Annotated in this window: 16 protein-coding genes; 15 read left to right on the top strand and 1 reads right to left on the bottom strand. The window is 68.9% G+C overall.

The annotated features are described in order from the left end of the window. The first annotated feature begins 55 nt into the window (after window positions 1-55). From tsaE to alaS, 11 genes are all read left to right on the top strand, one after another. Window positions 56-568, top strand: a complete 513-nt coding sequence (gene tsaE, locus ACTOXK_RS09100) for a tRNA (adenosine(37)-N6)-threonylcarbamoyltransferase complex ATPase subunit type 1 TsaE (RefSeq protein ID WP_482276584.1) — start codon at window positions 56-58, stop codon at window positions 566-568. A gap of 107 nt (window positions 569-675) precedes the next feature. After that, a complete protein-coding gene (gene tsaD, locus ACTOXK_RS09095) occupies window positions 676-3138 on the top strand; it encodes a tRNA (adenosine(37)-N6)-threonylcarbamoyltransferase complex transferase subunit TsaD (RefSeq protein WP_482279909.1) in 2463 nt (820 codons plus the stop codon). Between the two features lie 492 nt (window positions 3139-3630). Continuing rightward, window positions 3631-5418, top strand: a complete 1788-nt coding sequence (kdpA, locus tag ACTOXK_RS09090) for a potassium-transporting ATPase subunit KdpA (protein ID WP_482276586.1) — start codon at window positions 3631-3633, stop codon at window positions 5416-5418. Window positions 5419-5433: 15 nt separating this feature from the next. Further along, window positions 5434-7659 carry a potassium-transporting ATPase subunit KdpB gene (kdpB, locus tag ACTOXK_RS09085; RefSeq protein WP_482276587.1) on the top strand — a complete coding sequence of 742 codons (2226 nt, stop codon included), beginning with the start codon at window positions 5434-5436 and terminating at the stop codon, window positions 7657-7659. 15 nt (window positions 7660-7674) lie between these two features. Then, window positions 7675-8283, top strand: a complete 609-nt coding sequence (locus ACTOXK_RS09080) for a potassium-transporting ATPase subunit C (protein ID WP_482276588.1) — start codon at window positions 7675-7677, stop codon at window positions 8281-8283. A 243-nt stretch (window positions 8284-8526) separates the two neighbouring features. Beyond that, window positions 8527-11358 (top strand): ATP-binding protein, encoded by a 2832-nt coding sequence (locus ACTOXK_RS09075; protein ID WP_482276589.1) that lies wholly within the window; start codon window positions 8527-8529, stop codon window positions 11356-11358. Beyond that, window positions 11342-12052, top strand: coding sequence for a response regulator (locus ACTOXK_RS09070; RefSeq protein ID WP_482276590.1), 711 nt, complete (start codon window positions 11342-11344; stop codon window positions 12050-12052). Before ACTOXK_RS09075 ends, ACTOXK_RS09070 begins: the two co-directional genes overlap by 17 nt. Before the next feature lie 92 nt (window positions 12053-12144). Next, window positions 12145-13455 (top strand): replication-associated recombination protein A, encoded by a 1311-nt coding sequence (locus ACTOXK_RS09065; protein WP_482276591.1) that lies wholly within the window; start codon window positions 12145-12147, stop codon window positions 13453-13455. Between the two features lie 150 nt (window positions 13456-13605). Further along, window positions 13606-14454, top strand: coding sequence for a DUF948 domain-containing protein (locus tag ACTOXK_RS09060; RefSeq protein WP_482276592.1), 849 nt, complete (start codon window positions 13606-13608; stop codon window positions 14452-14454). A 22-nt stretch (window positions 14455-14476) separates the two neighbouring features. Then, complete coding sequence (locus ACTOXK_RS09055) at window positions 14477-15859, top strand: AI-2E family transporter (RefSeq protein WP_482276593.1); 1383 nt, start codon at window positions 14477-14479, stop codon at window positions 15857-15859. Between the two features lie 314 nt (window positions 15860-16173). Beyond that, window positions 16174-18810 carry an alanine--tRNA ligase gene (alaS, locus tag ACTOXK_RS09050; RefSeq protein WP_482276594.1) on the top strand — a complete coding sequence of 879 codons (2637 nt, stop codon included), beginning with the start codon at window positions 16174-16176 and terminating at the stop codon, window positions 18808-18810. An 89-nt stretch (window positions 18811-18899) separates the two neighbouring features. Here alaS and ACTOXK_RS09045 read toward each other — a convergent pair whose 3' ends face one another. Continuing rightward, the gene (locus ACTOXK_RS09045) at window positions 18900-19940 is read right to left on the bottom strand and encodes a Fic family protein (protein ID WP_482276595.1); all 1041 of its coding nucleotides are present in this window, start codon (window positions 19938-19940) and stop codon (window positions 18900-18902) included. Between the two features lie 357 nt (window positions 19941-20297). On the opposite strand from ACTOXK_RS09045, the gene ACTOXK_RS09040 reads away from it, so the two are divergent. The 4 genes from ACTOXK_RS09040 to ACTOXK_RS09025 all read left to right on the top strand — a co-directional run. Then, window positions 20298-21956 (top strand): 5-bromo-4-chloroindolyl phosphate hydrolysis family protein, encoded by a 1659-nt coding sequence (locus ACTOXK_RS09040; protein WP_482276596.1) that lies wholly within the window; start codon window positions 20298-20300, stop codon window positions 21954-21956. Between the two features lie 75 nt (window positions 21957-22031). Further along, complete coding sequence (locus ACTOXK_RS09035) at window positions 22032-23180, top strand: toxic anion resistance protein (protein WP_482276597.1); 1149 nt, start codon at window positions 22032-22034, stop codon at window positions 23178-23180. Window positions 23181-23182: 2 nt separating this feature from the next. Continuing rightward, window positions 23183-23611 (top strand): Holliday junction resolvase RuvX, encoded by a 429-nt coding sequence (ruvX, locus tag ACTOXK_RS09030; protein WP_482276598.1) that lies wholly within the window; start codon window positions 23183-23185, stop codon window positions 23609-23611. A 45-nt stretch (window positions 23612-23656) separates the two neighbouring features. Further along, a partial coding sequence (locus ACTOXK_RS09025) for an endolytic transglycosylase MltG (protein ID WP_482279908.1) occupies window positions 23657-24423 on the top strand: 767 nt, incomplete at its 3' end.

Raw genomic sequence — 24423 nt, 5'->3', positions numbered from 1 at the left:
GCGGCTTCGGCCGTTTCGACTGATCAGCGCCGCGCGGGCGGGCTATGATAGCCCTATGGCCAACGGACTGACATACCAGCGCACAACCACCACCCCCGAGGCGACCAAGCAGCTCGCCTCCACCCTGGCGCCCTATCTGCACCCGGGCGACGTAGTGGTGCTCGACGGCGACTTGGGCGCCGGCAAGACCCAGTTCGTGCAAGGGGTGGCCGCCGCCCTCGGCGTGCGCTCGCCGGTGACGAGCCCCACCTTCAACATCCTGCTCGAGTACGGTGAGGGGCGCATTCCGGTATACCACTACGACCTGTACCGCCTCGACGATCGCTTCCAGCTGGAGGATATTGACTACTACAGCGCCATCGACGGCGATGGCGACGGGGTGGCCTTCGTGGAATGGGCCGAGAAGTTCCCCGAGGACATGCCCTACGACTACCTGGAGCTGACCGTCACCGTGGAGGGTGACGGCGCCCGCCGCATCGTGGCCCATTCCTACGGTGCCCGGTCGCGCCAGCTGCTCTGCGTGTGGGCCAACGACTCGAAATCCCGCCTGGGGAAGTGCAAGCTGTAGCCTCGCGCAACCGTCATTTTTGTCATCTCGCAGCGGCCGACGACCGCGCGCGGGGGCTGCGGTACAATACCGGGACGATATACCGACACGGCATGGAAGAGGTTTCCGTGAGTACAGCTGCGCGCTCCTTCGTTCTCGCTTTCGATACCGCCAACGAGGTCATTGCCCTGGGGCTCGGGCAGCTGTGCGCCGACAGGTCCGCGGTGACGGTCGTGGCCTCGGCGGAAGTGGAGGCGCGGCGAGCCTCGAACACCCAGCTCATTCCCCGCATTGACCGCCTGTGCGCCGAAGCGGGCGCGGCCCGCGACGAGATCGCCTGCGTGGCCGTGGGCCGCGGGCCGGGGTCGTTCACCGGCGTGCGCATTGCCCTCGCCACGGCCAAGGGCATCGCGAGCGCCCTGGGCGCGGCCCTTGTGGGGGTCTCTTCCCTGGATGCCGTGGCCTGGGGTCTGTGGGACGCGGGCCTGCGCGGCACCGGTGCCGTGGTGGCCGACGCCATGCGCCGGGAGGTATACCCGGTGCGCTTCGCGCTGACCGACGGCGGTGCGGTGCGCCTGACGGCCGACCGGGTGGTGAAGGCCGCCGAGGCCGCCGAAGAGCTGGCCGCGGGCGGTTCCCTGGATTTCGTGGCCGGCGATGGCCTGCGCAAGTACGGCGAGCTGTTTGCCGCGACGGCCCCCTGCGCCCCCGAGGCCCTCTGGGCGCCGACGGGCCGCGGCCTGCTCCAGGCGGTGCAGGCCGCTTGGCGGGCGGGGGAGTGCGACCCCCTCGACCGGGAGCGCCACGATCCGGGGCTGCTGCTGCCGGTATACACGCGCCTGTCCGACGCCGAGGAGAGCGAGCGGCAGCGCCTGGCCCGGGCCGATGGGGCTCTGGCGGGCACGCGCGGGTCGAGGCACGTGACCATGAACGACACGGCCATCGCCAACGCCCGGGCCAACGGCGAGGGCATTGCCTACAAGCCCCTGGACGCACGGCACGTGGCCGCCGTGGCCGCTTTGGAATCCCAGGTCATGGGATCGGATGCCTGGAGCGAGGCCCTCGTGGCCGACGAGCTGGGCCGTCCCGACCGCCTCTGGTGGGCCGCCTACGCCGCCGACCCGAAGATGCCGCTTACGGCCGACGCGCCCCTGGTGGGCTATGCCGGCGGCTGGGTGGTGGACGGCGACGTGCAGATCCTGAAGGTGGGGGTCGATCCGGCCTGGCGCCGCCACGGCATTGCCCGAATGCTGCTGGCCCGCGTGGCCGACGACGCCCGCAACCTGGGAGCCCGCACCTGCTCGCTGGAAGTGCGGGCGGCCAATGCGGGGGCCCAGGCGCTCTACGGGGCCCTCGGCCTGACCGTGGCGGGGAAGCGCCCGCGCTACTATTCCGACGGGGAAGACGCCGTCATCATGGCGGGCCCCTTGCCCACCCTGGCCCTGGCGGCCCTGCCCAACGGCGAGCCGGCCGCATCGGTGCCCGCGTCCGAGCCGGGATCGGGAACGGCGCCCTGCGGAAGCGCCCCGGAAGGGGAAGCAGCGGCCCCGGCGCACCCGCTCATCCTCGCCATCGAGTCGTCCTGCGACGAGACCGCCGCCGCCGTCATCGACGGTGCGGGCGTGCTGCGCAGCGACGTGGTGGCCACGCAGGTGGACTTCCATGCCCGCTTCGGCGGGGTGGTGCCCGAGATTGCCAGCCGCAAGCACATCGAGGCCATCTGCGGCGTGTGCGACGAGGCCCTGGACCGGGCCGCGGGAAGCCTCGGCCGGGGTGCCCTGGCCTGGCGCGATCTGGACGCCGTGGCCGTCACCTACGCCCCGGGGCTCGTGGGAGCGCTCGTGGTGGGCGTGGCCTTCGCCAAGGGGGCGGCCTGGGGCGCCGATCTCCCCTTCATCATCGTGAACCACCTGGAAGGGCACCTCTACGCCAACCGGATCGGCCTTGCGGACTTCGCGCCCCCGGCCGTGGTGTCGCTGGTGTCCGGCGGTAACACCATGCTCGTGTACATGGCCGGCTGGGGCGACTACCGCGTGCTCGGTGCCACCATCGACGATGCGGTGGGGGAGGCCTTCGACAAGGTGGCCAAGGCCCTGGGGCTCGGCTACCCGGGCGGCCCGGTGGTGTCGAAGTTCGCCGCCGAGGGCGACCCGGACGCCATTCCCTTCCCCCGAGCCATGCTGCATTCGGGGGATTTGCGCTTCTCTCTCTCGGGCCTGAAGACCGCCGTGGTCACCTATATCAACGGCGAGCGGGCCGCCGGCCGGGATCTGAACGTGCCCGACATCTGCGCGAGCTTCACGGCCGCCGTGGTGGACGTGCAGGTGGCCAAGGCCCGGACAGCTCTGGAAGAGACCGGGGCGCCGACGTTCTGCCTCGGGGGTGGCGTGGCGGCCAACCCCACGCTGCGGGCGGCCTACGAGCGGCTCTGCGCCGAGATGGGGGTGCGTCTCGTTATGCCCCCGCTCGCCTCCTGCGGCGACAACGCCGGCATGATCGCCGAGGTGGCCCTCGACCGCTACCGCGCCGGCGCCTTCGCCCCCCTCGACACCGACGCGGCGGCCCACGGCGATCTGGAAGAGCCCTACTAAGCCATCAATCCCATACCGATGACATCCCGCTGCGGAAGGGGAGGGCCCGCGGCGGACGTCTGAGCGCCCCTTGGAGAATGCGGCCGTTAAGAAGCAGATTCCACTTCAGCAGCAATGATGGCGGGATGGTACCGGCCTGCGTGCATCATCTTCTCTGCTTCTGTTGCCGCATTCGGAAAGGGACCAGCGCGAAGTCGGCCGCCGCGGGTCCTCCCCTTCCGCGATGCCGGGGCGGTCGGCTCTTTCCCATCTTAATACTCCCTTAATGCCCGAGCGCGAACCTTAAGGGCGCGTTTATCTCCCTTTTCCTAGACTGAGTTCATCCGGTGCGGAAGGCCGAGAGCGGCACCGCACCGTCGGTGACGGCGCGGCCCTGCGGGGCCCTGGACGAAAGGGGAGCGCCATGGCGTATGTGACGGCGGCGGTGGGCATGCTGGCCCTGGCCGCGATGGCGTACCTCGCGGTACTGCTGCTGAAAGACGGTGACGGGCGATGAGCGCGGAGGTGAGCGCGGCCCTGTTCACGGCGGCGGCCTACGGGGCCCTGCTGGTGGCCTGCGCGGTGCCGCTGTCCGGCTACCTCGTGAACGTGATGGAGGGCCGCCAGGCCCGGGCCCGGCGCATCGTCGGCCCGGTGGAGCGCGGCGCCTTCCGCCTTCTGCGGGTGAACCCGGACGACTCCATGGGCTGGAAGCGCTATCTGGTGTGCGTCGTGGCCTTCACGGGGGTGTCCATCGCGGGGCTGTTCGTGCTGCTGGTGGCCCAAGGGGCCCTGCCCGCCAACCCCGAGGGCTTCGGGGGGCTGCCCGCCGATACGGCCCTGAACATGGCCGTGAGCTTCGCGACCAACACCGATTGGCAGGCCGTGGCGGGGGAATCGCACCTCAGCTATTTGTCCCAGGCCGCGGGCCTGGCCGTGCAGAACTTCCTGTCACCGGCCGTGGGCATCGCCGTGGCCTTCGCCCTCATGCGGGGGCTGTGGTCGGCCGGCGACGGGCGGCTCGGGAACTTCTTCGCCGATGTGGTCCGCGTGACACTCTGCGTGCTTTTGCCCCTCTCCCTCGTTCTTTCCATAGCCCTGGCCTCCCAGGGCGTGCCCCAGACCTTCCAGGGCTACGAGACCGTGCAGCTGCTGGAACCTGTGGCCGTGGACGAGGCGGGCACCGTGGTGGCCGCCGACGATCCGGCGGCCGTGGAGGAGGTGACCGAGGCCGTGGTGCCCCTGGGCCCCCAGGCCTCTCAGGTGGCCATCAAGCAGCTGGGCACCAACGGCGGCGGTTTCAACGGGGCGAACTCCGCCTCGGCTCTGGAGAACCCCACGCCCTTGGCGAACCTGCTCGAATGCCTGGCCATTTTGCTTCTGCCCTTCACCCTCATCCTCAGCTTCGGGCGCATGGTGGCCGACCGGCGCCAGGGCCGGGCTCTGCTGGCCTGCGTGCTCATCCTGCTGGCTGCCGGCACCGCCGTGCTCGTGGGGGCGGAGTTCCAGGCCACGCCCCAGCTGTCTCAGGACGGGGCCGTCTACACGGGCTCCCTTTCCCAGGCCGCCGGCAACATGGAGGGGAAGGAGTGCCGCATCGGCACGGCCGGTTCCGCCATCTGGACCGCGTTCACCACGGCGGCGGCCAACGGGTCGACCAACGCCTCTCTGGAGGGGCTCACGCCCATCGGCACCCTGGTGCCGCTCGTGTTCATGGGGCTCGGCGAGGTGGTGGGCGGCGGGGCCGGCACGGGCCTGGCGGCCCTGGTGGGATTTGCCGTGCTCACGGTGTTCATCGCGAGCCTCATGGTGGGCCGCACCCCCGAGTACCTGGGGAAGAAGATCGGCCCGACCGAGATGCGCGCCGCCGTGGTGATGGTGACGGCCCCGGCCCTCGTGATCCTGCTCGCGGCCGCCGGGCTCTGCCTGGCCCCGGCCGGGGCCGTGCCCGTGGGCGAGGGCGGTCCGGCCGGCTTCGCCGAGGTGCTCTACGCCGCCGTGTCGGCCGGGGCCAATAACGGCTCGGCCCTCGCCGGGCTGGACGCCGATGCTCCCCTCGTGAACATCGTGCTGGCCGGGGCCATGGTGGCCGGCCGCCTCATTCCCGTGGCCTGCGCCCTGGGGCTGGCCGGCTCCCTGGCCCGGCGCGAGCCGGTGGCCGCCGGCCCCGGGTCGCTCTCCACAGCGAGCCCCCTGTTCGTGTTCCTCCTCCTGATGATCATCGTGCTCGTGGGCGCCCTCACGCTGCTGCCGGCCTTGGCCCTGGGGCCTCTGGCCGAGCAGCTCGGCACCCTCGCGTAGGAAAGGCAGTGCGCTATGACGACGTTGGCAAAGAGCGGGAAGGATCTCCGCGCGGCGGTCGAAAACGAGCCGGGCACGGGGAATGAAGCGGGCGCCGGGGCCACCCTCGACCCAGGTGCGGAAGCTGCCCCCGTCGGGGGGCGCCGGGGGGCGCCGGCCGTGGGGCCGTCCCCGGTGGGGCGGGCCCTGCGCGGGGCCGTGGCGAAGCTCTCGGTGCGGGACCAGGCCAAGAACCCCGTGATGTTCATGGTGTACCTGTCGGCCCTCTTGACCACGGCGCTGTTCCTGCTGGCTTTGGGCGGCATCTCCGATGCGCCGGCGGGCTACATCGCGGCCGTTGCCGCCATCCTGTGGGCCACAGTGCTCTTCGGCAACTTCGCCGAGGCCCTGGCCGAGGGGCGCGGCAAGGCCCAGGCCGATGCCCTGCGCTCGGCCAAGCGCGACGTGCAGGCTCGGCGCATCGACGGGGCCGTCCTCGCTGCGGCCGAGGGGGCCGACGACCCGCTCGCCCTGCTGCGGGATGCCTCCTCGGTCGTGTGCTCCACCGATCTGGCCCGGGGGGATGTGTACCTCGTGTGCGCCGGCGAGGCCGTGCCCGCCGATGGCGAGATCCTCATGGGCGCGGCCAGCGTGGACGAGAGCGCCATCACCGGCGAGTCGGCCCCGGTGGTGCGCGAGAGCGGCGGCGACCGCTCGGCGCTCACCGGGGGCACCACCGTGCTCTCCGACTGGCTCGTGGCCCGGGTGGCGGCCGAGGCCGGCCACAGCTTCCTCGACCAGATGATCGCCATGGTGGAGTCGGCGGCCCGCAAGAAGACCCCCAACGAGCGGGCCTTGGAGCTGCTGCTCATCGCGCTCACCCTGGTGTTTCTGACCGTGTCGGTGGCCCTGTACGCCTTCGGGTCGTTCACGGCCGGGGAAGCCGGTGTGGCCAACCCGCTGGGGCTCACCTCCCTCGTGGCCCTGTTCGTGTGCCTGGCGCCCACCACCATCGGCGCTCTGCTGTCGGCCATCGGCATCGCCGGCATGAGCCGCCTGAACCGGGCCAACGTGCTGGCCACGAGCGGCCGGGCCGTGGAGGCGGCCGGCGATGTGGACGTGCTGCTGCTGGACAAGACCGGCACCATTACCCTGGGCAACCGCCAGGCCGCGGCCTTCCTGCCCGTGGACGGCATCTCCGAGCGCGACCTGGCCGATGCCGCCCAGCTGGCGAGCCTGGCCGACGAGACCCCCGAGGGCCGCTCCGTGGTGGTGCTCGCCAAGGAGCGCTTCGGCATCCGCGAGCGCACCCTGGCCGGCGCGGGCTTTTCCGTGGTGCCCTTCACGGCCCAGACGCGCATGAGCGGGGTGGATTTCGGCGGTCACGAGATTCGCAAGGGGGCCGCCGATGCCGTGCGGGCCTACGTGGAGGAGCGCGGAGGCCGCTACAGCGCTCAGACCGCGGCCATTGCCGACGGCGTGGCCCGGGCCGGCGGCACCCCGCTCGTGGTGGCCCGGGACGGCCGGGTGCTCGGGGTCATCCACTTGAAGGACGTCATCAAGTCGGGCATTCGCGAGAACTTCGCTGATCTGCATGCCATGGGCATCAAGACCGTCATGGTCACCGGCGACAACCCGCTCACGGCCGCGGCCATCGCCGCCGAGGCGGGGTTGGACGACTTCATCGCCGAGGCCACTCCCGAGGCAAAACTGGAGGCCATCCGCCGCTACCAGGCCGAGGGGCACCTCGTGGCCATGACCGGCGACGGCACCAACGACGCGCCGGCCCTGGCCCAGGCCGATGTGGCCGTGGCCATGAACTCCGGCACCCAGGCGGCCAAGGAGGCGGGCAACATGGTGGACCTGGATTCCTCGCCCACCAAGCTCATCGAGATCGTGCGCATCGGCAAGCAGCTGCTCATGACCCGCGGCAGCCTGACCACCTTCTCCATCGCCAACGACCTGGCGAAGTACTTCGCGGTCATCCCGGCGCTGCTCGTGCCTTTGTACCCGGGCCTGGAGGCCCTGAACATCATGCACCTGGCCAGCCCCGCCTCGGCCATGCTGGCGGCCATCATCTACAACGCCCTCATCATCGTGGCCCTCATCCCGCTGGCCCTGCGCGGCGTGAAGTACCGCGAGGGCACGCCGGCCTCGCTTTTGGCCCGCAACCTCACGGTGTACGGCCTCGGCGGCGTGGCGGTGCCCTTCGTGGCCATCAAAGCGCTGGATATGGCCCTCGTGGCCCTGGGCGTGGCCTAGGGAAAGGAGAGAATCATGCATGGAAATCAGTGGGTGCGCGCCATCCTGCGCTCGGCGGTCCTTCTGCTCGCGGCCACGGCGCTGCTCGGGGTTCTGTACCCCCTCGCCGTCTGCGCCGTGGCCACGGCGGCCTTCCCCGCCCAGGCCACGGGATCCCTCATCGCGGTGGACGGCGTGACCTACGGCAGCGCTCTCGTGGGCCAGCCCTTCCGTGAGCCCGGCCATCTGTGGGGGCGCCCCACCGTGGCCGACGCCTCCACGTTCACCACCGAAGACGGCGAGCGGCTTCTGTGGTACGGCCCCGAGAACCTGAGTCCCGCCAGCGACGAGTTCGCCGAGCGCGTGGCCGCGCGGGTGGAGGCCGTGCGAGCGGCCCATCCCGACCAGGGCGACACACCGGTGCCGAGCGAGCTGGTGACCGTGTCCGGCTCCGGCTTCGACCCGCATATCTCGCCGGCCGCCGCCGAGTACCAAGTGGGACGCGTAGCTGTGGCCTGCGGCCGCACCGAGGAGGAGGTGCGGGCCATCATCCGCCAGTGCACCGAGCGGCCCCTACTCGGCGCCATCGGCGAGGCCCGGGTGAACGTGCTTAAGGTGAACCTCATGCTGGACGGCATCCTGTAACACGTTCGCCCTGACGGGGCGAACGCATTACGCCGACGCTGCGGCTCCGACCGGCGCCTGGCCTTGCACGGCACCGCTTTCCCTCGCGGCCGCGTTGGCCGCTCGGCCGCGGCTCAGCACAATGCCGGGCACCGGTTGGAGCCTCGCTGACTTCCTGAAGTGCTTCCCTGCCATTGGGTAACTGTTGAATGAACGAAACCATCGGGGGCCAGTGCGGTGATAGGATGAGGGAAACGGTAAGCAATGGAGCGGAAGGAGGGTGCGGTGACGCTGGGGCGCGACAACGGGGAGGCGGCTGAGGCGCGCCGCGATCCGGAGGCCATCCTGCACCGCCTGCGCGAGGAGGAGGCCGCCGCTCCGAGCGGCCGGGGGAAGCTGAAGGTGTTCTTCGGCTATGCGGCCGGGGTGGGCAAGACCTACGCCATGCTGAGCGAGGCCCATCGGGCCCAGGGCGCCGGCGCCGACATCGTGGTGGGCTACGTGGAGCCCCACACCCGCGCCGACACCCTGGCCCTCGTGGAAGGGCTCGAGGTGCTGCCCTGCCGCGAGCTGTCCCACCGCGGCATCGCCCTGCGGGAGTTCGACCTGGACGGGGCCCTGACCCGGCGTCCCCAGATCGTGCTCGTGGACGAGCTGGCCCACAGCAACGCGCCGGGATGCCGCCACCGCAAGCGCTACCAGGATGTGGAGGAGCTGCTCCGCGCCGGCATCGACGTGTACACCACGGTGAACGTGCAGCACCTCGAGGGGCTCAACGACAAGATCGCCGCCATCACCGCCGTGGCTCCCTCCGAGCGCATTCCCGACCGCATCTTCGACGCCGCCGACTCGGTGGAGCTCGTGGATTTGGAACCGGCCGACCTCATCGAGCGCCTGCAGGCGGGCAAGATCTACGCTCCGGAGCGGGTGGGCACGGCGCTGGCGCACTTCTTCTCCCGCACCAACCTCGCCGCCCTGCGCGAGGTGGCCCTGCGCCGGGCGGCCGATCGCCTCACCCGCAACGCCCCCGCCTCGGCGGTGCCCCACGCGGCCGGGGGCGAGGACGTGCTCGTGCTGGTGAGCGGCGAGGATGCCGCTGCCCGGGTCATCCGCACGGCGGCCTCCCTGGCCGAGGCCGCCCACGGCACCTTGACGGCCCTCGTCGTGGAATCGTCCGAGGAGGCCGCCGCCCCCGATGAGGTCGAAGGGCGCAAGCGGGCCGTGGCCCTCGCCGAGGAGCTCGGCGCCCGCGTGGTCACCCTCGCCGGCGACGATCCCGTGCAGCCCCTGGCCCTCTACGCCGCCACGGCCGGTATTCGCCGCATCGTGGTGCCCGCCGGTACGGGCCGCTCCCGGCTCTTCGGGCGCGGAGAGGTGGCCTGGCGGCTCATGCGGGCTGCCCCCGAGGCAGTGGTCACGGCGGTGCCGGCCGTGGACGCCCCCTCGGTGCTCAAGCGCCTCCATGCCTCCACGGGGTTTACGCCCACGGCTGCCGACGGGGTTCGGGCCTTGGGGGCCGTGGCCCTGGCCACGGCCGTGAGCGCGGTGGCCTGGGCCGTGAGCCCTGCCACCTCGGTGGTGCTCATGGTCTATCTGCTCGTGGCCCTGCTCGTGGCCACCCGGGCCGACGGCTTCCTCTACGCGGTGCTGGCGGCCCTGGGCAGCGTGGTGGCCTACAACTTCTTCTTCACGGCTCCCCGCTTCACCTTTCACGCCTACGGCCTGTCGGCGCCGGTGATCTTCGCCTTCCTGCTCATAGGTACTCTGGCGGCCTCGTCGCTGGCCATCCGCCTCAAGCGCCAGGCGGCCCAGGCGGCCCGCCGTTCCTACCGTACCGAAGTGCTCTTGGAGAGCAGCCGCAAGCTCCAGGCCGCCTCGACGCTGGACGGCTGCCTCGAGACGGCCGCCGCCCAGGTGGTGAAGATCCTCGACCGGCCCGTGGTCATCTACCGCGCCGACGATCTGGCCCCCTCGGGCCTGGCCGCCCCCCGGGTCTTCGACGTGCCGGGCACCGGCGGGGGCGATGCCGAGGCCGCCGCGCTCACGGCCCCCGGGGAGCGGGCCGTGGCCGCCTGGGTGGCCGCCAACGGCGAGCCGGCCGGAGCCACGACCGATACGCTGCGGGAGACCCGCTGCCTGTATCTGCCCATCCGCTCGGCCGAGCGCGTGTTCGCCGTGGCCGGCCTGGTCATGGAACGGGACAGCGGCGATTTCGGCTCCTTCGAGCGCAACCTGCTGGCCGCCCTTCTCGACGAGTGCGGCCAGCAGGCCCAGGCCCTGGTTCTGGCCCGGGAGCGGCGCAACCTCTCGGTGAAGGCCGAGAAGGAGGCCCTGCGGTCGAACCTGCTGCGGGCCATCTCCCACGATCTGCGCACGCCGCTCACGAGCATCTCCGGCGACGCCGATGTGCTCCTGACCGCGGGCGATGCCCTGGACGGCGCCCAGCGCCGCCGTCTGGCCGCCGACATCTACGAGGACGCGACCTGGCTCATCGACCTCGTGGAGAACTTGCTGTCGGTGACGCGCCTCGACGACGGAGCCGTGGAAGTGGCCCGGGCCCCCGAGCTGGTGGCCGACGTGCTCGACGATGCTTTGCGCCACGTCAGCCGAGCGGCGGCCGATCACGCCGTCGTCGTGGAAGTGGAGGATGAGCTGCTCATGGCCTCCATGGACGGCCGGCTCATCGTGCAGGTGGTGGTGAACCTCGTGAACAACGCCGTGGCCTACACCCCGCCTGGCTCCACTATCCGCGTGACGGCCGCCCGGCAGCGCTCGGGGGCGGGCGAGGCGCTCGTGGCCGTGGCGGTGGCCGACGACGGCCCCGGCATCTCGGACGGGGAGAAGGCCCGCGTCTTCGAGCTGTTCTACCACGGCTCGGCCGCCGGCGAGGGGCGGTCCGGGACTCCGGGCGAGGGGGGCGACAGCCGCCGCGGCATGGGCCTCGGGCTGTCCCTGTGCCGCTCGATTTTGCGGGCCCACGGCAGCGACATAACTCTGGCCGATGCGGTGCCCCACGGCTGCGTGTTCTCCTTCACCCTGCCCGAGGCCGCGGTTCCGACGATGGAGGGAGGCGAGGGCCATGGCAGTTCACGATGAGGGCGTCATCCTCGTGGTGGAGGACGACGGGGCCGTGCGCAACCTCGTGGCCACGGCCCTCGATGTGCACGGCTATGCCCACCGCGAGGCCGCCACGGCCACGGCGGCCCTCATGGAGCTGACGAGTGCGACCGACATCAACCTCGTCATTCTGGATCTGGGCCTGCCCGACCGCGACGGCGTGGAGGTCATCGGTGCCCTGCGCGGCTGGTCCCGCATGCCGGTCATCGTACTGTCGGCCCGCCAGGAGGACGCCGACAAGGTGGCCGCCCTGGATGCCGGGGCCGACGACTACCTCACGAAGCCCTTCTCTGTGGAGGAGCTCTTGGCCCGGGTGCGGGTGGCCCTGCGCCGCCTCGCCTACGACCAGCCGGCGCCCGAGGCGCCCGAGCGGTACCGCAACGGCGGCCTGGAGATCGATTTCGACGCCGGCGTAGCCCTCCGCGATGGAACCGAGCTGCACCTCACCCCCATCGAGTACAAGCTTCTGGCCCTCATGGCCCGCCATACGGGGAAGGTGCTCACCCACAACTACATCCTCAAGGAGGTGTGGGGCGCCGCCCTGGCCTCCGACCTGCCGAGCCTGCGGGTGTTTATGGCCACCCTGCGCAAGAAGATCGAGCCCGATCCCGCCAATCCGGTCTACCTCCAGACCCACGTCGGCATCGGCTACCGCATGATGCGGGTGGAATAGGGGAGGCGCCACATCCCGGCCCTCGGCTCCATAGGTAAACATTTGTTCGATTTCCTGTGGCTATTTGGGCGGCGCCGTGGTAGGATAGGTCCATGGATACTTTGTTTACAGCCATGGAGAACGATCGGCGGGCCACGGTGGCCCCCCTGGCCGTGCGCATGCGCCCCCGCACCCTCGACGAGGTGGTGGGCCAGGGCGAGGCCGTGGGCGAGGGCAGCTGGCTTCGGGCCGCCATTCAGAACGACAGCCTCAGCTCCGTCATCCTCTTCGGCCCCGCCGGCACGGGGAAGACCTCGCTCGCCCATGTCATCGCCGAGTCCACCCGCGCCACGTTCGTGGAGGTCTCGGCCATCGGGGGCACCGTCTCGGATTTGCGCCGCGAGATCGACGCGGCGGAGAAGCGGCTCGTCATGGGTGGCCTGCGCACCATCCTGTTCGTGGACGAGATTCACCGCTTCAACCGCAGCCAGCAGGATACGCTGCTCCACGCCGTGGAGGACCGGCTGCTCGTGCTCGTGGGGGCCACGACCGAGAATCCCTTCTTCGAGGTGAACTCGGCCCTCATCTCCCGGTCCCGGGTAGTGGAGCTGCACTCCCTGTCCGACGACGAGATCGCCGAGCTCGTGGGCCGGGCCGTGGCCGACGAGCGGGGGCTGGCGGGCCTCTATGTTCTGGAAGACGCCGCCCGCGACGCCATCGTCACCCTGGCCGGGGGCGATGGGCGCGGGGCGCTCACCACGCTTGAGCTGGCCGCCGGCATGGTGGCCCCCGGTACCCTTGAGGCCCCGGTCGCCATCACCGAGGCCATGGTGCGGGCCGCCACGCCCCATCGGGCGCTGCCCTACGACAAGAACAAGGACATGCACTACGACATCATCTCGGCGTTCATCAAGTCCATGCGCGGCAGCGACCCCGATGCCGCGGTGTACTGGCTCGCCCGCATGATCGACGGGGGAGAGGATCCGAAGTTCATCGCCCGCCGCATGTTCATCGCCGCCTCGGAGGATATCGGCAATGCCGACCCCCAGGCCCTGCTCGTGGCCGAGGCCGCCTTCCGCGCCGCTGAGGTCATCGGGTACCCCGAATGCCGCATCAACCTGGCCCAGGCCGCCATCTACCTGGCCCTGGCCCCCAAGTCCAACGCCGCCGAGGCCGCCATCGACGCCGCTCTCTCGGAGGTGCGTCACGGGCCGGCCCGCAAGGTGCCCGACTACCTGCGCGACCGCCATCGCCCCGGTTCCGAGAACTACGGCCAGTACCGATACCCCCACAACTATCCCGGCGGCTGGGTCGACCAACGGTACCTGCCCGACGGGCTCGAGCGGGGCTGCTTCTACCAGCCGAGCGAGCGGGGCTGGGAGGCCTGGCGCATCGATGCCGCCGCCCGGGATCGCGGGCAGTAGGCCCCGCGCCGGGCACGGTTGACGCGGTGTCTCCATCCGTTTACGGAATGGCTACTGTGTGGGAGCCTTCTGTGGAATGGGCCGGGCGCCTTATTAGAATGAGCGCGGTAATAGTATAGTCTGGTCTTCGGAACTATAAGGAGGCTCATCATGGAATTCGCCGCTCTTGTGGATATCGCGCTGCCGGTCGTCTACGTGCTCGTAGGTGCCGTGCTCGTCTGGTTCGTCGTGGAACTCGCCCTCACCATTCGCTCGACCCGGGCCACCATCGACGACGCCCACGAGGAACTGGTCCCCACCCTGCAGCATGTGGAGAAGATCACGGCTCAGGTGGAGCCCCTCGTCGGCAACGTCAATACTCTCATCGTCGAGCAGGTCACGCCCCTCATGGAGAAGGCGAACGTCCTGGCCGAGGAGGCCCGTCCGGCCGTGGGCCGGGTTGATCCCCTCGTGGAGCGCCTGTCTCTCACGGTGGACGCGGCGAATCTGGAGCTCATGCGGGTCGATCAGATCCTGGAGGACGTGACCCAGATCACCGATTCCGTCTCCAAGGCCGCCGGTGCCGTCGATACGGTGACGAGCGCCCCCATCGATCTCGTGAACACCCTCACGGGCAAGCTGCGCAGCAAGTTCAAGCCCCGCTACGCCTCCGATGAGTCGGTGCGCCTCGGCGGCGGCCCGGCGGCCCCCGAGGCCGGGCGCTCCGCTACCGTCGCCGATGCCGTGAGCGCCGTGGGCGACGCGGCCAGCGCCGTGGTGTCCGAGCAGAAGGCCCGCCATGCGGCCCGCAAGGCCGAGACCGCCTCCCGCGCTTCCCGCTCCGAGGCCTTCGAGAGCCAGCTGACCGATACCGCCGCCACTCTCACCAACGCCGCCGTGGACGCCGCCGGCGCCGATACCGAACCTGCGGGCGACCACGCCCGTGTGGTATCCCCCAACGCCGCCGCGGCCGAGGCCCCTGCGGCACCGGTCGGCCGCGATCCCTATTCCGTCCAGTAGCCCGATCTTCGAGGAACCATCTATGAGCACCGAGGTACCCGCTGACAATAACCCCCGCGCCGCGGCCGACCGCAGCCTGACGGCGCGCCAGGCCAAGGCCCGCATCCGCTTCCTCGACCTGTGGTCGGTCATCGCCGCCATCGTGCTGCTCGGGGGCGTCGTGTGGCTCATGGGCATCCTGTCGGTGCCCGTGGCCATTCTCATCTGGACGCTCATCATCGTGTTCTGCCTGCGGGGCATCGTGAACGGCCTCGAGCGCGTCCACGTGAATCGCGCCATCGGCACCACGGTGGCCTACGTGGTCATGGCTCTCGTGGTCGCCGTGGTGGGCTTTTTGCTGTTCTCCCCTATGTTCGGCCTGAACGCGCAGTTCAACGACTTGCTCACCAGCATGCCCCACTACGTGGACGCGGTCATCGCCTGGGGCAACGACATCTACGCCCGCTATGCGCCGGTCTTCGAGGACGATACGGTGAAGAACCTCATCGCCGAGGCCCAGAAGGCGGCCGCGTCCTGGGCCGCCGGCATCGCCCAGGGCAGCGCCAACGGCGTGGTGGCCTTCGGCACCACCCTCGCCAACGGGCTCATGGCCTTCGGCTTCGGCCTCGTCATCGCCTTCTGGGTGCTTATGGAGTTGCCGGCCATCGGCCGGGAGACCCGCCGCCTCATCGGCCCCAAGCATGCGGGGGACGCCGAGTTCTTCCACGCCACCTTCACCCGCGTTATGGGCGGCTACATCAAGGGGACGCTGTTCCAGTGCGCCATCATCGGCGTGGGCTGCGGCGTGCTGTTTGGCTTCATCGGCGTGCCCAACGCCGCCGTGCTGGGCCTTATCACCGGCGTCATGAACATCATCCCCATCATCGGCCCCTGGATCGGCGGCGCGCTCGCGGCCATCGTGGCCATCTTCTCCGGCCCCATGACCGCTGCCATCGCGCTGATCGGCACCATTATCATCCAGCAGCTCGTCTACACCTTCATCTCCCCGAAGATCATGGCGAACTCCGTGGACATCCACCCGGCCCTCACCCTGTTCGCCCTCATGGTGGGCTCGGCCCTGGGCGGGGCCATGAGCGGGCTGCTCGGCTCCCTTGTGGGCATGCTCGCCTCCATCCCGCTCGTGGCCGTGGCCAAGTCAGTCTTCGTGTACTACTTCGAAAAGCGCACCGGTCGCCATCTCGTGGCCGAGGACGGCGTGTTCTTCAAGGGCACGCCGGCCAACGCCGAGGAGGTGAATCCCATCGCCGACGCCACGGCCCCCAGTACCACGGGTACGCTGCGGCCCATTCGCCTCGACGGGGTTCCCGGCCTGAGCGGCCGCCTTCCCAAGTTGCGCCCCCCGAGTTCCGGCGGGGTGCCCCCTCGGCACTTCCGCGACGGGGACGAGCCCCGACGCAAGAGGTAGCCGTCCTGCCATAAATGTCCCCGGGCCCCGCCGACGCTGTGGGGCCCGTTTGCGTCTGGGGAGGGGGAGGGGTCGTGGCATCGATGGGCTGTGGGGCTCTCCAACGATGGAAGCACCGGCCGACGATGAGGGTGCCTGCTGGCGGAGGGAGGCCCAACGAAGAAGGGCGCTAGGTCCGTCCCTCCGGCCGCTTGCGTCTGCGGGCCGTCCCGCTCGGGATGGCGTTTAGAGGGAGGGGGCCCGTTTTCGGCCCGTTGCGCTATAATGCTCGGTTGGATATTTACGACGTGCCGTAAAGGACGGATAGGACACCTATGCAGTACATGACAACCGCTGAGATCCGCGAGAAGTACCTCGCTTACTTCGAGGAGAAGGGCTGCAAGCGCATGCCCTCGTCCTCCCTCATCCCCGACGACCCGTCGCTTCTGCTGACGAGTGCCGGCATGGTGCAGTTCAAGCCCTACTTCCTCCAGCAAAAGCAGCTGGAGGCGCCTTACATCGGCACGACCACGGTGCAGAAGTGCGTGCGCACCAACGACATCGACATCATCGGCACCACGGGCCGCCACCTCAGCTTCTTCGAGATGCTCGGCAACTTCTCCTTCGGCGAGTACTTCAAGGAGGAGATGTGCGCCTGGGCCTACGACTTCTCCGTGAACGTGCTGGGGCTGCCCCCGGAGCGCCTGTACTTCACCGTGTTCGAGGACGACGACGAGACCATCGAGATCTGGAAGAACCTGGGCGTGCCCGACGACCACATCTCCCGCCTCGGCGAGGACGACAACTTCTGGCGCGCCGGCCCCACGGGTCCCTGCGGCCCCTGCTCGGAGATCTACTTCGACCAGGGCCCCGACTTCGGCTGCGGCAGCCCCGACTGCGCGCCGGGCTGCGACTGCGACCGCTTCCTGGAGTTCTGGAACTGCGTGTTCACCCAGTACGACGGCCAGGAGGACGGCACGCTTTTGCCCCTGCCCAAGAAGAACATCGACACGGGCATGGGCCTGGAGCGCATGGCCGCTATCATGCAGGGGGTGCAGTCCAACTACGAGACCGATGTGCTGCGCAGCCTCGTGGCCGTGGGCGAGCGTTTGTCCGGCCGCACCTATGGGGAGGACGCCGAGGTGGATCTGGCCCTGCGCATCATCGCCGACCACTCCCGCTCGGTCACGTTCATGATCGCCGACGGCATTCTGCCGGGCAACGAGGGCCGCGGCTACGTGCTGCGCCGCCTGCTGCGCCGCGCCATCATGAAGGCCCAGATCATCGGCATCGAGGGCCACTTCCTCAACGAGTACGTGGACGAGATCGTGCGCCTTATGGGCGATGTGTACCCCGAGATCGTGGAGAACCGCGAGCTGGAGCGCGGTCTCATCATGGCCGAGGAGGATCGCTTCGGCGCCACCCTGCGCCAGGGCCAGGCCTACCTGGAAGAGGCCCTGGGCAAGCTTACGGGCGACACGCTCTCGGGCGAGGAGGCCTTCACCCTGCACGACACCTACGGCTTCCCCGTGGAAGTGACCCAGGAGATCGCCGAGGGCCGCGGCGTGAAGGTGGATATGGAGGGCTTCGAGCGCTCCATGGCCGCCCAGCGCGAGCGCGCCCGTGCCGCCGGCGCCAAGGACGCCGAGGCCGCCTGGTCCACCTACGGCGGCGTGTACGCCGATCTGCTGCGCGAACTGGGCCCCACGGCCTTCGTCGGCTACGACGCCACGGCCGCTGAGACCACCGTGGTCGCCCTCGTGCGCGACGGCGAGCGGGTGGACGCGCTGGCCGCCGGCGAGACCGGCGAGGCGCTTCTGGCCGCCACCCCCTTCTACGCCGAGATGGGCGGCGAGGTGGGCGACACCGGCCTCATGGAGAACGGCGCCGGCCGCGTGGCCGTGCTGGACACCCGCGCTCCCGAGGCGGGGCTGTTCGTGCACGCAGTGCGCGTGGACGAGGGTTCTCTGGCCGTGGGCGATACGGTGGTGGCCCGCGTGGATGCCAATCGCCGCGCCGCCATCGAGCGCAACCACACGGCCACGCACATCCTGCACGCCGCCCTGCGCCGCGTGCTGGGCGATCACGTGAAGCAGGCCGGCTCCTATGTGGGCCCCGACCGCCTGCGCTTCGACTTCACCCATTTCGAGGCCTGCACGGCCGAGCAGCTGGCCGAGGTGGAGCGCGAGGCCAACGACCACATCATGGCCGCCGTGCCCACGACCATTTACGAGACCTCTCTGGAGGAGGCCCGCGCGGCCGGCATCACGGGGCTGTTCGGCGAGAAGTACGGCGAAGTGGTGCGCGTCGTGGAGGCGGGCGACAAATCCCGCGAGCTCTGCGGCGGCTGCCATGTGGGCAACACCGCCGAGATCGGCTTCTTGAAGATCACGAGCGAGTCGTCCGTGGGCGCCAACGTGCGCCGCATCGAGGCCGTGACGAGCTTCGGGGCGCTCGCCTATGTGAACAAGGTGGAGGCCGAACTGAAGGAGGCCGCCGCCATCCTGCGCGTGCCCCCCTTCGACGTGTCCGAGCGCGTGGCCGCCGACCAGAAGGCTCTGAAGGACTTCCGCAGCAAGGGCAAGCGCGCCAAGGAGATGATCGGCGGCGATGTGTTCAACGAGCTGCTCGCCCAGGTGCAGATGGCCCCGGCCGGCTACCCGGTCATCATCGCCCGCACCGAGGTGCGCGAAGGCGGCCAGCTGCGCAATTTGTGGGACGTGCTCAAGAGCCGCATGGAGGCTCCGGGCGCGATCGTCGTGGCGGGCGTGAAGGACGGCAAGCCCCTGCTCATGGCCGCAGGCACCGACGAGGCCGTGGCCGCGGGCTTCGACGCCGGCGCGCTCATCAAGGCCATGGGCCCGGCGGTTCAGGGCGGTGGCGGCGGCAAGCCCACCATGGCCCAGGCCGGCGGCAAGAACGCCGAGGGCATCGACGAGGCCCTGGAAATCGCCCGGAACATGGTGCTGTAAAAGTATCGCTTAAACGCGCAATTGCCACGAGTGAGGGCGGCCCAGGGCCGCCCTCACTCGTACTGCACCTCGCTCGACTCTACAGATTCTCAATGATCGCTGCGCTTGTATCGTTGCTTCGGACTATTCGGCTTTTCCGGGATAGTGCGCTCAATGAGTTTTGCCTCAAGGGCTGGCTTAAGGTACTCATTGTTGAAATTGTTCCTGTCGGTGAGCTTCAGCCGGTCGCGAAGGTCTTGTGCGGAGCACTCTTCTGAGCCCAAAGCATCAAGAAGAGCCCTTACCTGCCATGAAAGCTTGCTGGGTACTTGCTGGGTACTTGCTGGGTTTTCCGTATCCTGGGGAGTGGCGTCAACCGTTTCTTCTTGAGCGGAAAATGTTTCGGCGAGGGTCTTCTCTATCATGTCAAGCATGAACTCTACGAATGCCGCCGAATCGCCTCCTGAGGAGCCCGCATCGCCAAGCGCCTTATAGTACTCTTGCTGATGCTGGGCAACGAGGCTTTCGATGGGAAGCCATGCGAAAACCTTCTGCCAATTTTGCAGTAAAAGGGAATGCCACAGCCTGCCAGTTCTGCCATTGCCGTCCGAGAAGGGATGGATGAATTCAAACTCATAGTGAAATACACATGATGCAATAAGCGGGTGAAGATCGGTGTGCTTGATCCAATCGAACAGATCTTGCATAACTTCGGGGACGTAGCGTGCGGGGGTTCCTGCATGAATCAATCTCTCGCCATCGAAAACGCCGACGTTGCCCGATCTGAAGCAGCCGGCATCCCTTATCAGGCCGCTCATCATGAATTTATGGGACCTGAGCAAATCGCTCAGGGAATAAGGATCCATCTGGGAAAGGGTTTCGTATGCTTCGTAAGCGTTCTGCACCTCATGAATGTCCTTTGGCGGTGCTAGAACTCGTTTGCCGTGAAGGACGGCGGTAACTTGGTCGATTGTCAGAGTGTTGGCCTCAATGGCAAGCGAGGAGTGTATGGACTTCAAGCGGGAGATGCGTCTTAGCTGAGGGCTTGGAGAAAGCTTGTCAAAAGCAGAGACCTGACCGACAAGCTGGCCGATTTCCACAATGCTGCTCATCATACGGTTGGTGAGGGTGAACAGGGGGGTGTAGGCCATCAAATCCTCCCTCTCAGCAATATTCTGCCCAAGCGCCCTTGATATTTTCGGTAATTCTATCTTACGTTGATGAGGGGCAGCGAAGGAGTCGGACTTTTCCATCAAGGACGCAATTCGCCTCGGCTCTCTGTTGCGGGAGCGGGTACGATGGCGTCGGAAAACCGTAGCCTCGTTTTCTGCGACTTTTTCGAGGAGGATAGTTGCTCCGCGTCTGCAGTCGCCCCCAGCTGTGCTCGCTCTTTCGCCCTTGCTGATTGCGTGGGATGGGGCGGGGTGGGGGCGGCCCGTGGTAAGATGGCGGGGAATTTGACGGGGGCGCGGCCGAAGGGTCGTGCCGGCACAGTGGGAGTTTGTCGCATGAATCCGCAGAGTTCGGGAAGTGCGGGGCCGCAGCGGCCCCAAGGCAGCGGGGGAGGGCCGCAGCGGCCCTACAACGGCGCTGGCCGGCCGCAGCAGCCGGGTGTTCCGCAGCAGCCCGGGCCCGAGTACGTGTACGAGACTCCCGACGAGTTCCAGAATGCAGGCGGTGCGGGCTGGGGAAATCCCGCGGGCGGCGGTGCCTCCAACGGCGCCGGCTCCGCAGGCTCGCCCGGCGGCGCGAAGGCATCGGGCCCGGGTTCCGCCTCGACGGGGCCGTGGGCGACGCGTCCGGGCGAGAGCCCGGTGCCTGGCATGTCTGCCAAGGACTTCGAGCGCCTGTGCCACTCGGTGGACAAGGCGTTCTCCCAGTTCGCCAAAGCGGTGGAAAAGGGTGCGGGCGAGGTGGCCGAAGCTCTGGGATCGAAACCCGAGGACAATCTGCGGGCCTACGAGGAGATGGCCCGCAAGCGCCAGGCGAAGGCGCGGAAGCGCCAGGCCAAGCGGGAGCGCAAGGCGGTCGAGGCCCAGTACCGCGCCGCCCAGGCCCAGGCGGCCGCCCAGGCAGCCTGGCAGGCCCAGCAGGCCCAAGCGCAGGCCCAAGCTGGCAGGGGCCGGGGCGTTCCCACCGCTCCCGCCCCCGCGCCGGCCTACCCCGGTCCCACGGCCCTTGCCAAAGGGCGGTTCCGCTCCTCCGGCGGCCTGACGGCGTCCGGTGTGATCATGACAGCCATCGGCGGCGCGTGCACCTTCGCCTTCGGCACCTTTACGGCTGTGGGCATCGTTGCGGGGCTCGCCACGGGTCCTGCCGGCGTGGTGACGGCGGTGCTGTTCGGCACGCTCACGGCGGCCGGAGCGGCGCTGCTCGCCGGAGGCATCGATCGCTTGCGCACCGCCTCGCAGCTCAAGTCGTTCCGGCGCATCTTCGGCGACCGCGAGGCCTGCACCTTCGATGACATTGCCGCCCGCGCTCTGATCAGCCGACCCAAGGCTCTGGCCCGGGCCCGCAAGCTGCTCAAGCGCGGGCTCATTCCCCACGGGCGCATCGACGACGAGGCCACCACCCTCATGGTGACCGAGAACGCCTACCGCCAGTACTGCACGTTGCAGCAGCATCAGCGCCAGATCGCCGAGAACCAGCGGGCCGCCGAAGCGGTCGCGGCCGCCGAGGTCGCCGCGCGCCAGGACCGCGAGCGTGACCTTCGCGACCGCCTCACGCCGGATCAGCGCGCCTTCGTCACGGCGGGTTGGGACTACCTGGGCCAGCTTCGCCGCTTGGACGAGGCCATCGATGACGAAGCCGTGAGCGAGCGCATCGTGGCCATCGAGGAGGTGGTGGGCCGCATTCTCGCCCGGGCCGAGGAGGCGCCCGAGGTCATCGCCGGCCTCGATCGCCTGACCGCCTATTACCTGCCCACGACGGTGAAGCTGCTCGCGGCCTACGAGAGCCTGGAGGAGCAACCGGTCCAGGGCGAGAACATCTCCTCCTCGCGCCGCGAGATCGAGCACACCTTAGGAGTGCTCCACAGCGCCTTCGAGAAGCTCTTTGACGATACCTACCAGGATCTGTCCCTCGATGTGTCCGCCGATATCACGGTGCTCCAGGCCATGCTGGCCCAGGAGGGGCTGGTAGAGGGGCCCTTCGATGTGAAACCCTGATAACCTATCGCGCCGCCGCGCCCATCGCGCGCCGCGGCCCCGTTCCGTTTTCGACCCCGCCCGAAAGGAATTCCCATGAACGACGAGCTGACGAACCTCACGAACATTCCCGCCCCCACCCTCACCCTGGACCCGGTGGCCGAGGACACCACCGTCAAGGCGTCCATCATCGAGGTGGAGGCCCCCGCCGCTCCCTCCCTCGCCGATTCGCTCTCGGCCGAGGAGCTGGCCCAGGTGGACGCCTTCGCCCAGCAGATCGACATCGCCAACTCCCAGCAGGTGCTCACCTTCGGTTCCGGCGCCCAGAAGAAGATGGCCGACTTCTCCGAGACGGCCCTCGAGCGCGTGCGCACCCAGGATCTGGGCGAGGCCGGCGATCTGATCGCCGGGGTGGTGACCGAGCTGAAGAGCTTCGATGCCGATGAGGAGAGCAAGGGGCTGTTCGGCCTGTTCAAGCGCCAGGCGAACAAGATCGTGGCCCTGAAGGCCCGCTACGACAGCGCCGAGGCCAACGTGGACAAGATCGCCCGAGCCCTGGAGGCCCACCAGGTGACCCTCATGAAGGACGCCGCCACCATGGACAAGCTCTACGAGCTGAACCTTACCTATTTCAAGGAGCTGACCATGTACTTGCTGGCCGGCCGCCAGCGCCTGGCCGAGGTGCGCGAGGGCGAGCTGGCCGCGCTGGCCGCCAAGGCCCAGGCCTCGGCCTCCACCGAGGATGCCGAGGCAGTGCAGAAGCTGTCGGCGGCCTGCAACCGCTTCGAGAAGAAGCTCTCCGACCTGGATCTGTCCCGCACCGTGGCCATGCAGATGGCCCCGCAGATCCGTCTCGTGCAGAACAACGAGATGCTCATGATCGAGAAGATCCAGACGACGCTCGTGAACACCATCCCGCTGTGGAAGAGCCAGATGCTTCTGGCCCTGGGGCTCGCCAACAACGAGGCGGCGCTCAAGGCCCAGTCTGCCGTCACCGACATGACCAACGAACTGCTGCGCAAGAACGCCGAGAAATTGAAGCAGTCCACGGTGGAGGTGGCCCGCGAGTCCGAGCGGGGCATCGTGGACATCGAGACTTTGAAGGCCACCAACGAGAACCTCATCCAGACCTTCGACGAGGTGATGAAGATTCAGGCCGAGGGCCGCGCCAAGCGCGCCGAGGCCGAGGTGGAGATGCGCCGCATGGAAGCGGAGCTGCGCCAGAAACTGCTGGAGGTGCGCTAGCCGTGCGGGTCATGGCCCTCGATATCGGAGAAGTGCGCGTGGGAGTGGCTGTGAGCGACCCGGGCGAGCGGGTGGCGAGCCCCGTGGCCGTGCTGCCCGCCGTCGAGGTGACGGGCGCGGCCAAGCCCTTCCGGCGCCTGCTGGAGGATTGGGAGCCGGAGCTGTTCGTCTGCGGGCTGCCGCGCACCCTATCTGGCGAGGAGGGCCCCCAGGCGACCTGTATCCGCAAGGCTGCCGCGTGCATTAGCGATGCCTGCGGCATTCCCCACGTTTTCGCAGATGAGCGCCTGAGCTCGGCCGAGGCCAAGCGGAGTTTGCGTGAAAAGGGCCTGAGCGAGCGCGAGATGCGCGGAAAAGTGGATATGATAGCCGCGAGTTTGTTTCTGCAATCGTGGCTCGACGAGCGCGCTCGCGCCGAGGGGAGGCGCTGAGCCGCCAGGCGCTTTCGGTCGGGCTGAGGAGAGAAAGGCTGTTCTGTGGCCCTTCATAAGAAGACGGTAACCTATTCCTCCCGACCTACCCATGCGGCCCGCGCGGCCCATGCCAAGGGCGATCGGGAGTTCCGCACCTACGACACGAGCGCCATCATGCCCAAGCGCGATCCGAAGCCGGCCATCTTCCTCGGGGTGTTCGCGCTCATCGTGCTCGCCGCGGTGTGCTTCTTCGCCTTCAAGGCCTGCTCGGGCACCGAGCTCTTGCAGCCCGGCGAGACCGTGGAGGTGACGATCACGGAAGGGGAGAGCGCCACTTCCATCGGCGATGCCCTGGCCGCGGCGCACCTCATCGGCAGCGCCCAGGATTTCACGAACGAGGTGACGCGCCTGGAGGCCGCCGCCGCGCTCATTCCCGGTACCTACACTTTCGAGGGCGGCAGCACCCCCGAGGCCCTGGTGCGGGCCATCATGGCCGGCCCGGCCACCGTGGGCGATACGCTCGCCGTGCCTGAGGACATCACCCGCGCCGAACTGTCCGATCTCGTGGCCAGCGCCACGGGCGGCCGCATCACGGCCGAGGCCTTCCTGGCCGCCTCCGAGAACGCGAGCGCCTACGTTGCCGACTATCCCTTCCTGGAGAGCGCCGGGGAGAACTCCCTCGAGGGCTTCCTGTTCCCCAAGACCTATGCCGTGACCGAGGAGATGGATGCCGAGGCCGTGGTGCGCATGATGCTCGATCAGTTCGGCGCCGAGACCGCCGGCATTTTCGGCGACTTCGCCAACAGCTATCCGGCGAGCCAGGGGCTCTC

The sequence above is a fragment of the Adlercreutzia sp. genome (assembly GCF_056795635.1).
The sequence above is the reverse complement of the archived record's forward strand: the minus strand, read 5'-3'. Positions and strand labels throughout refer to the sequence as shown.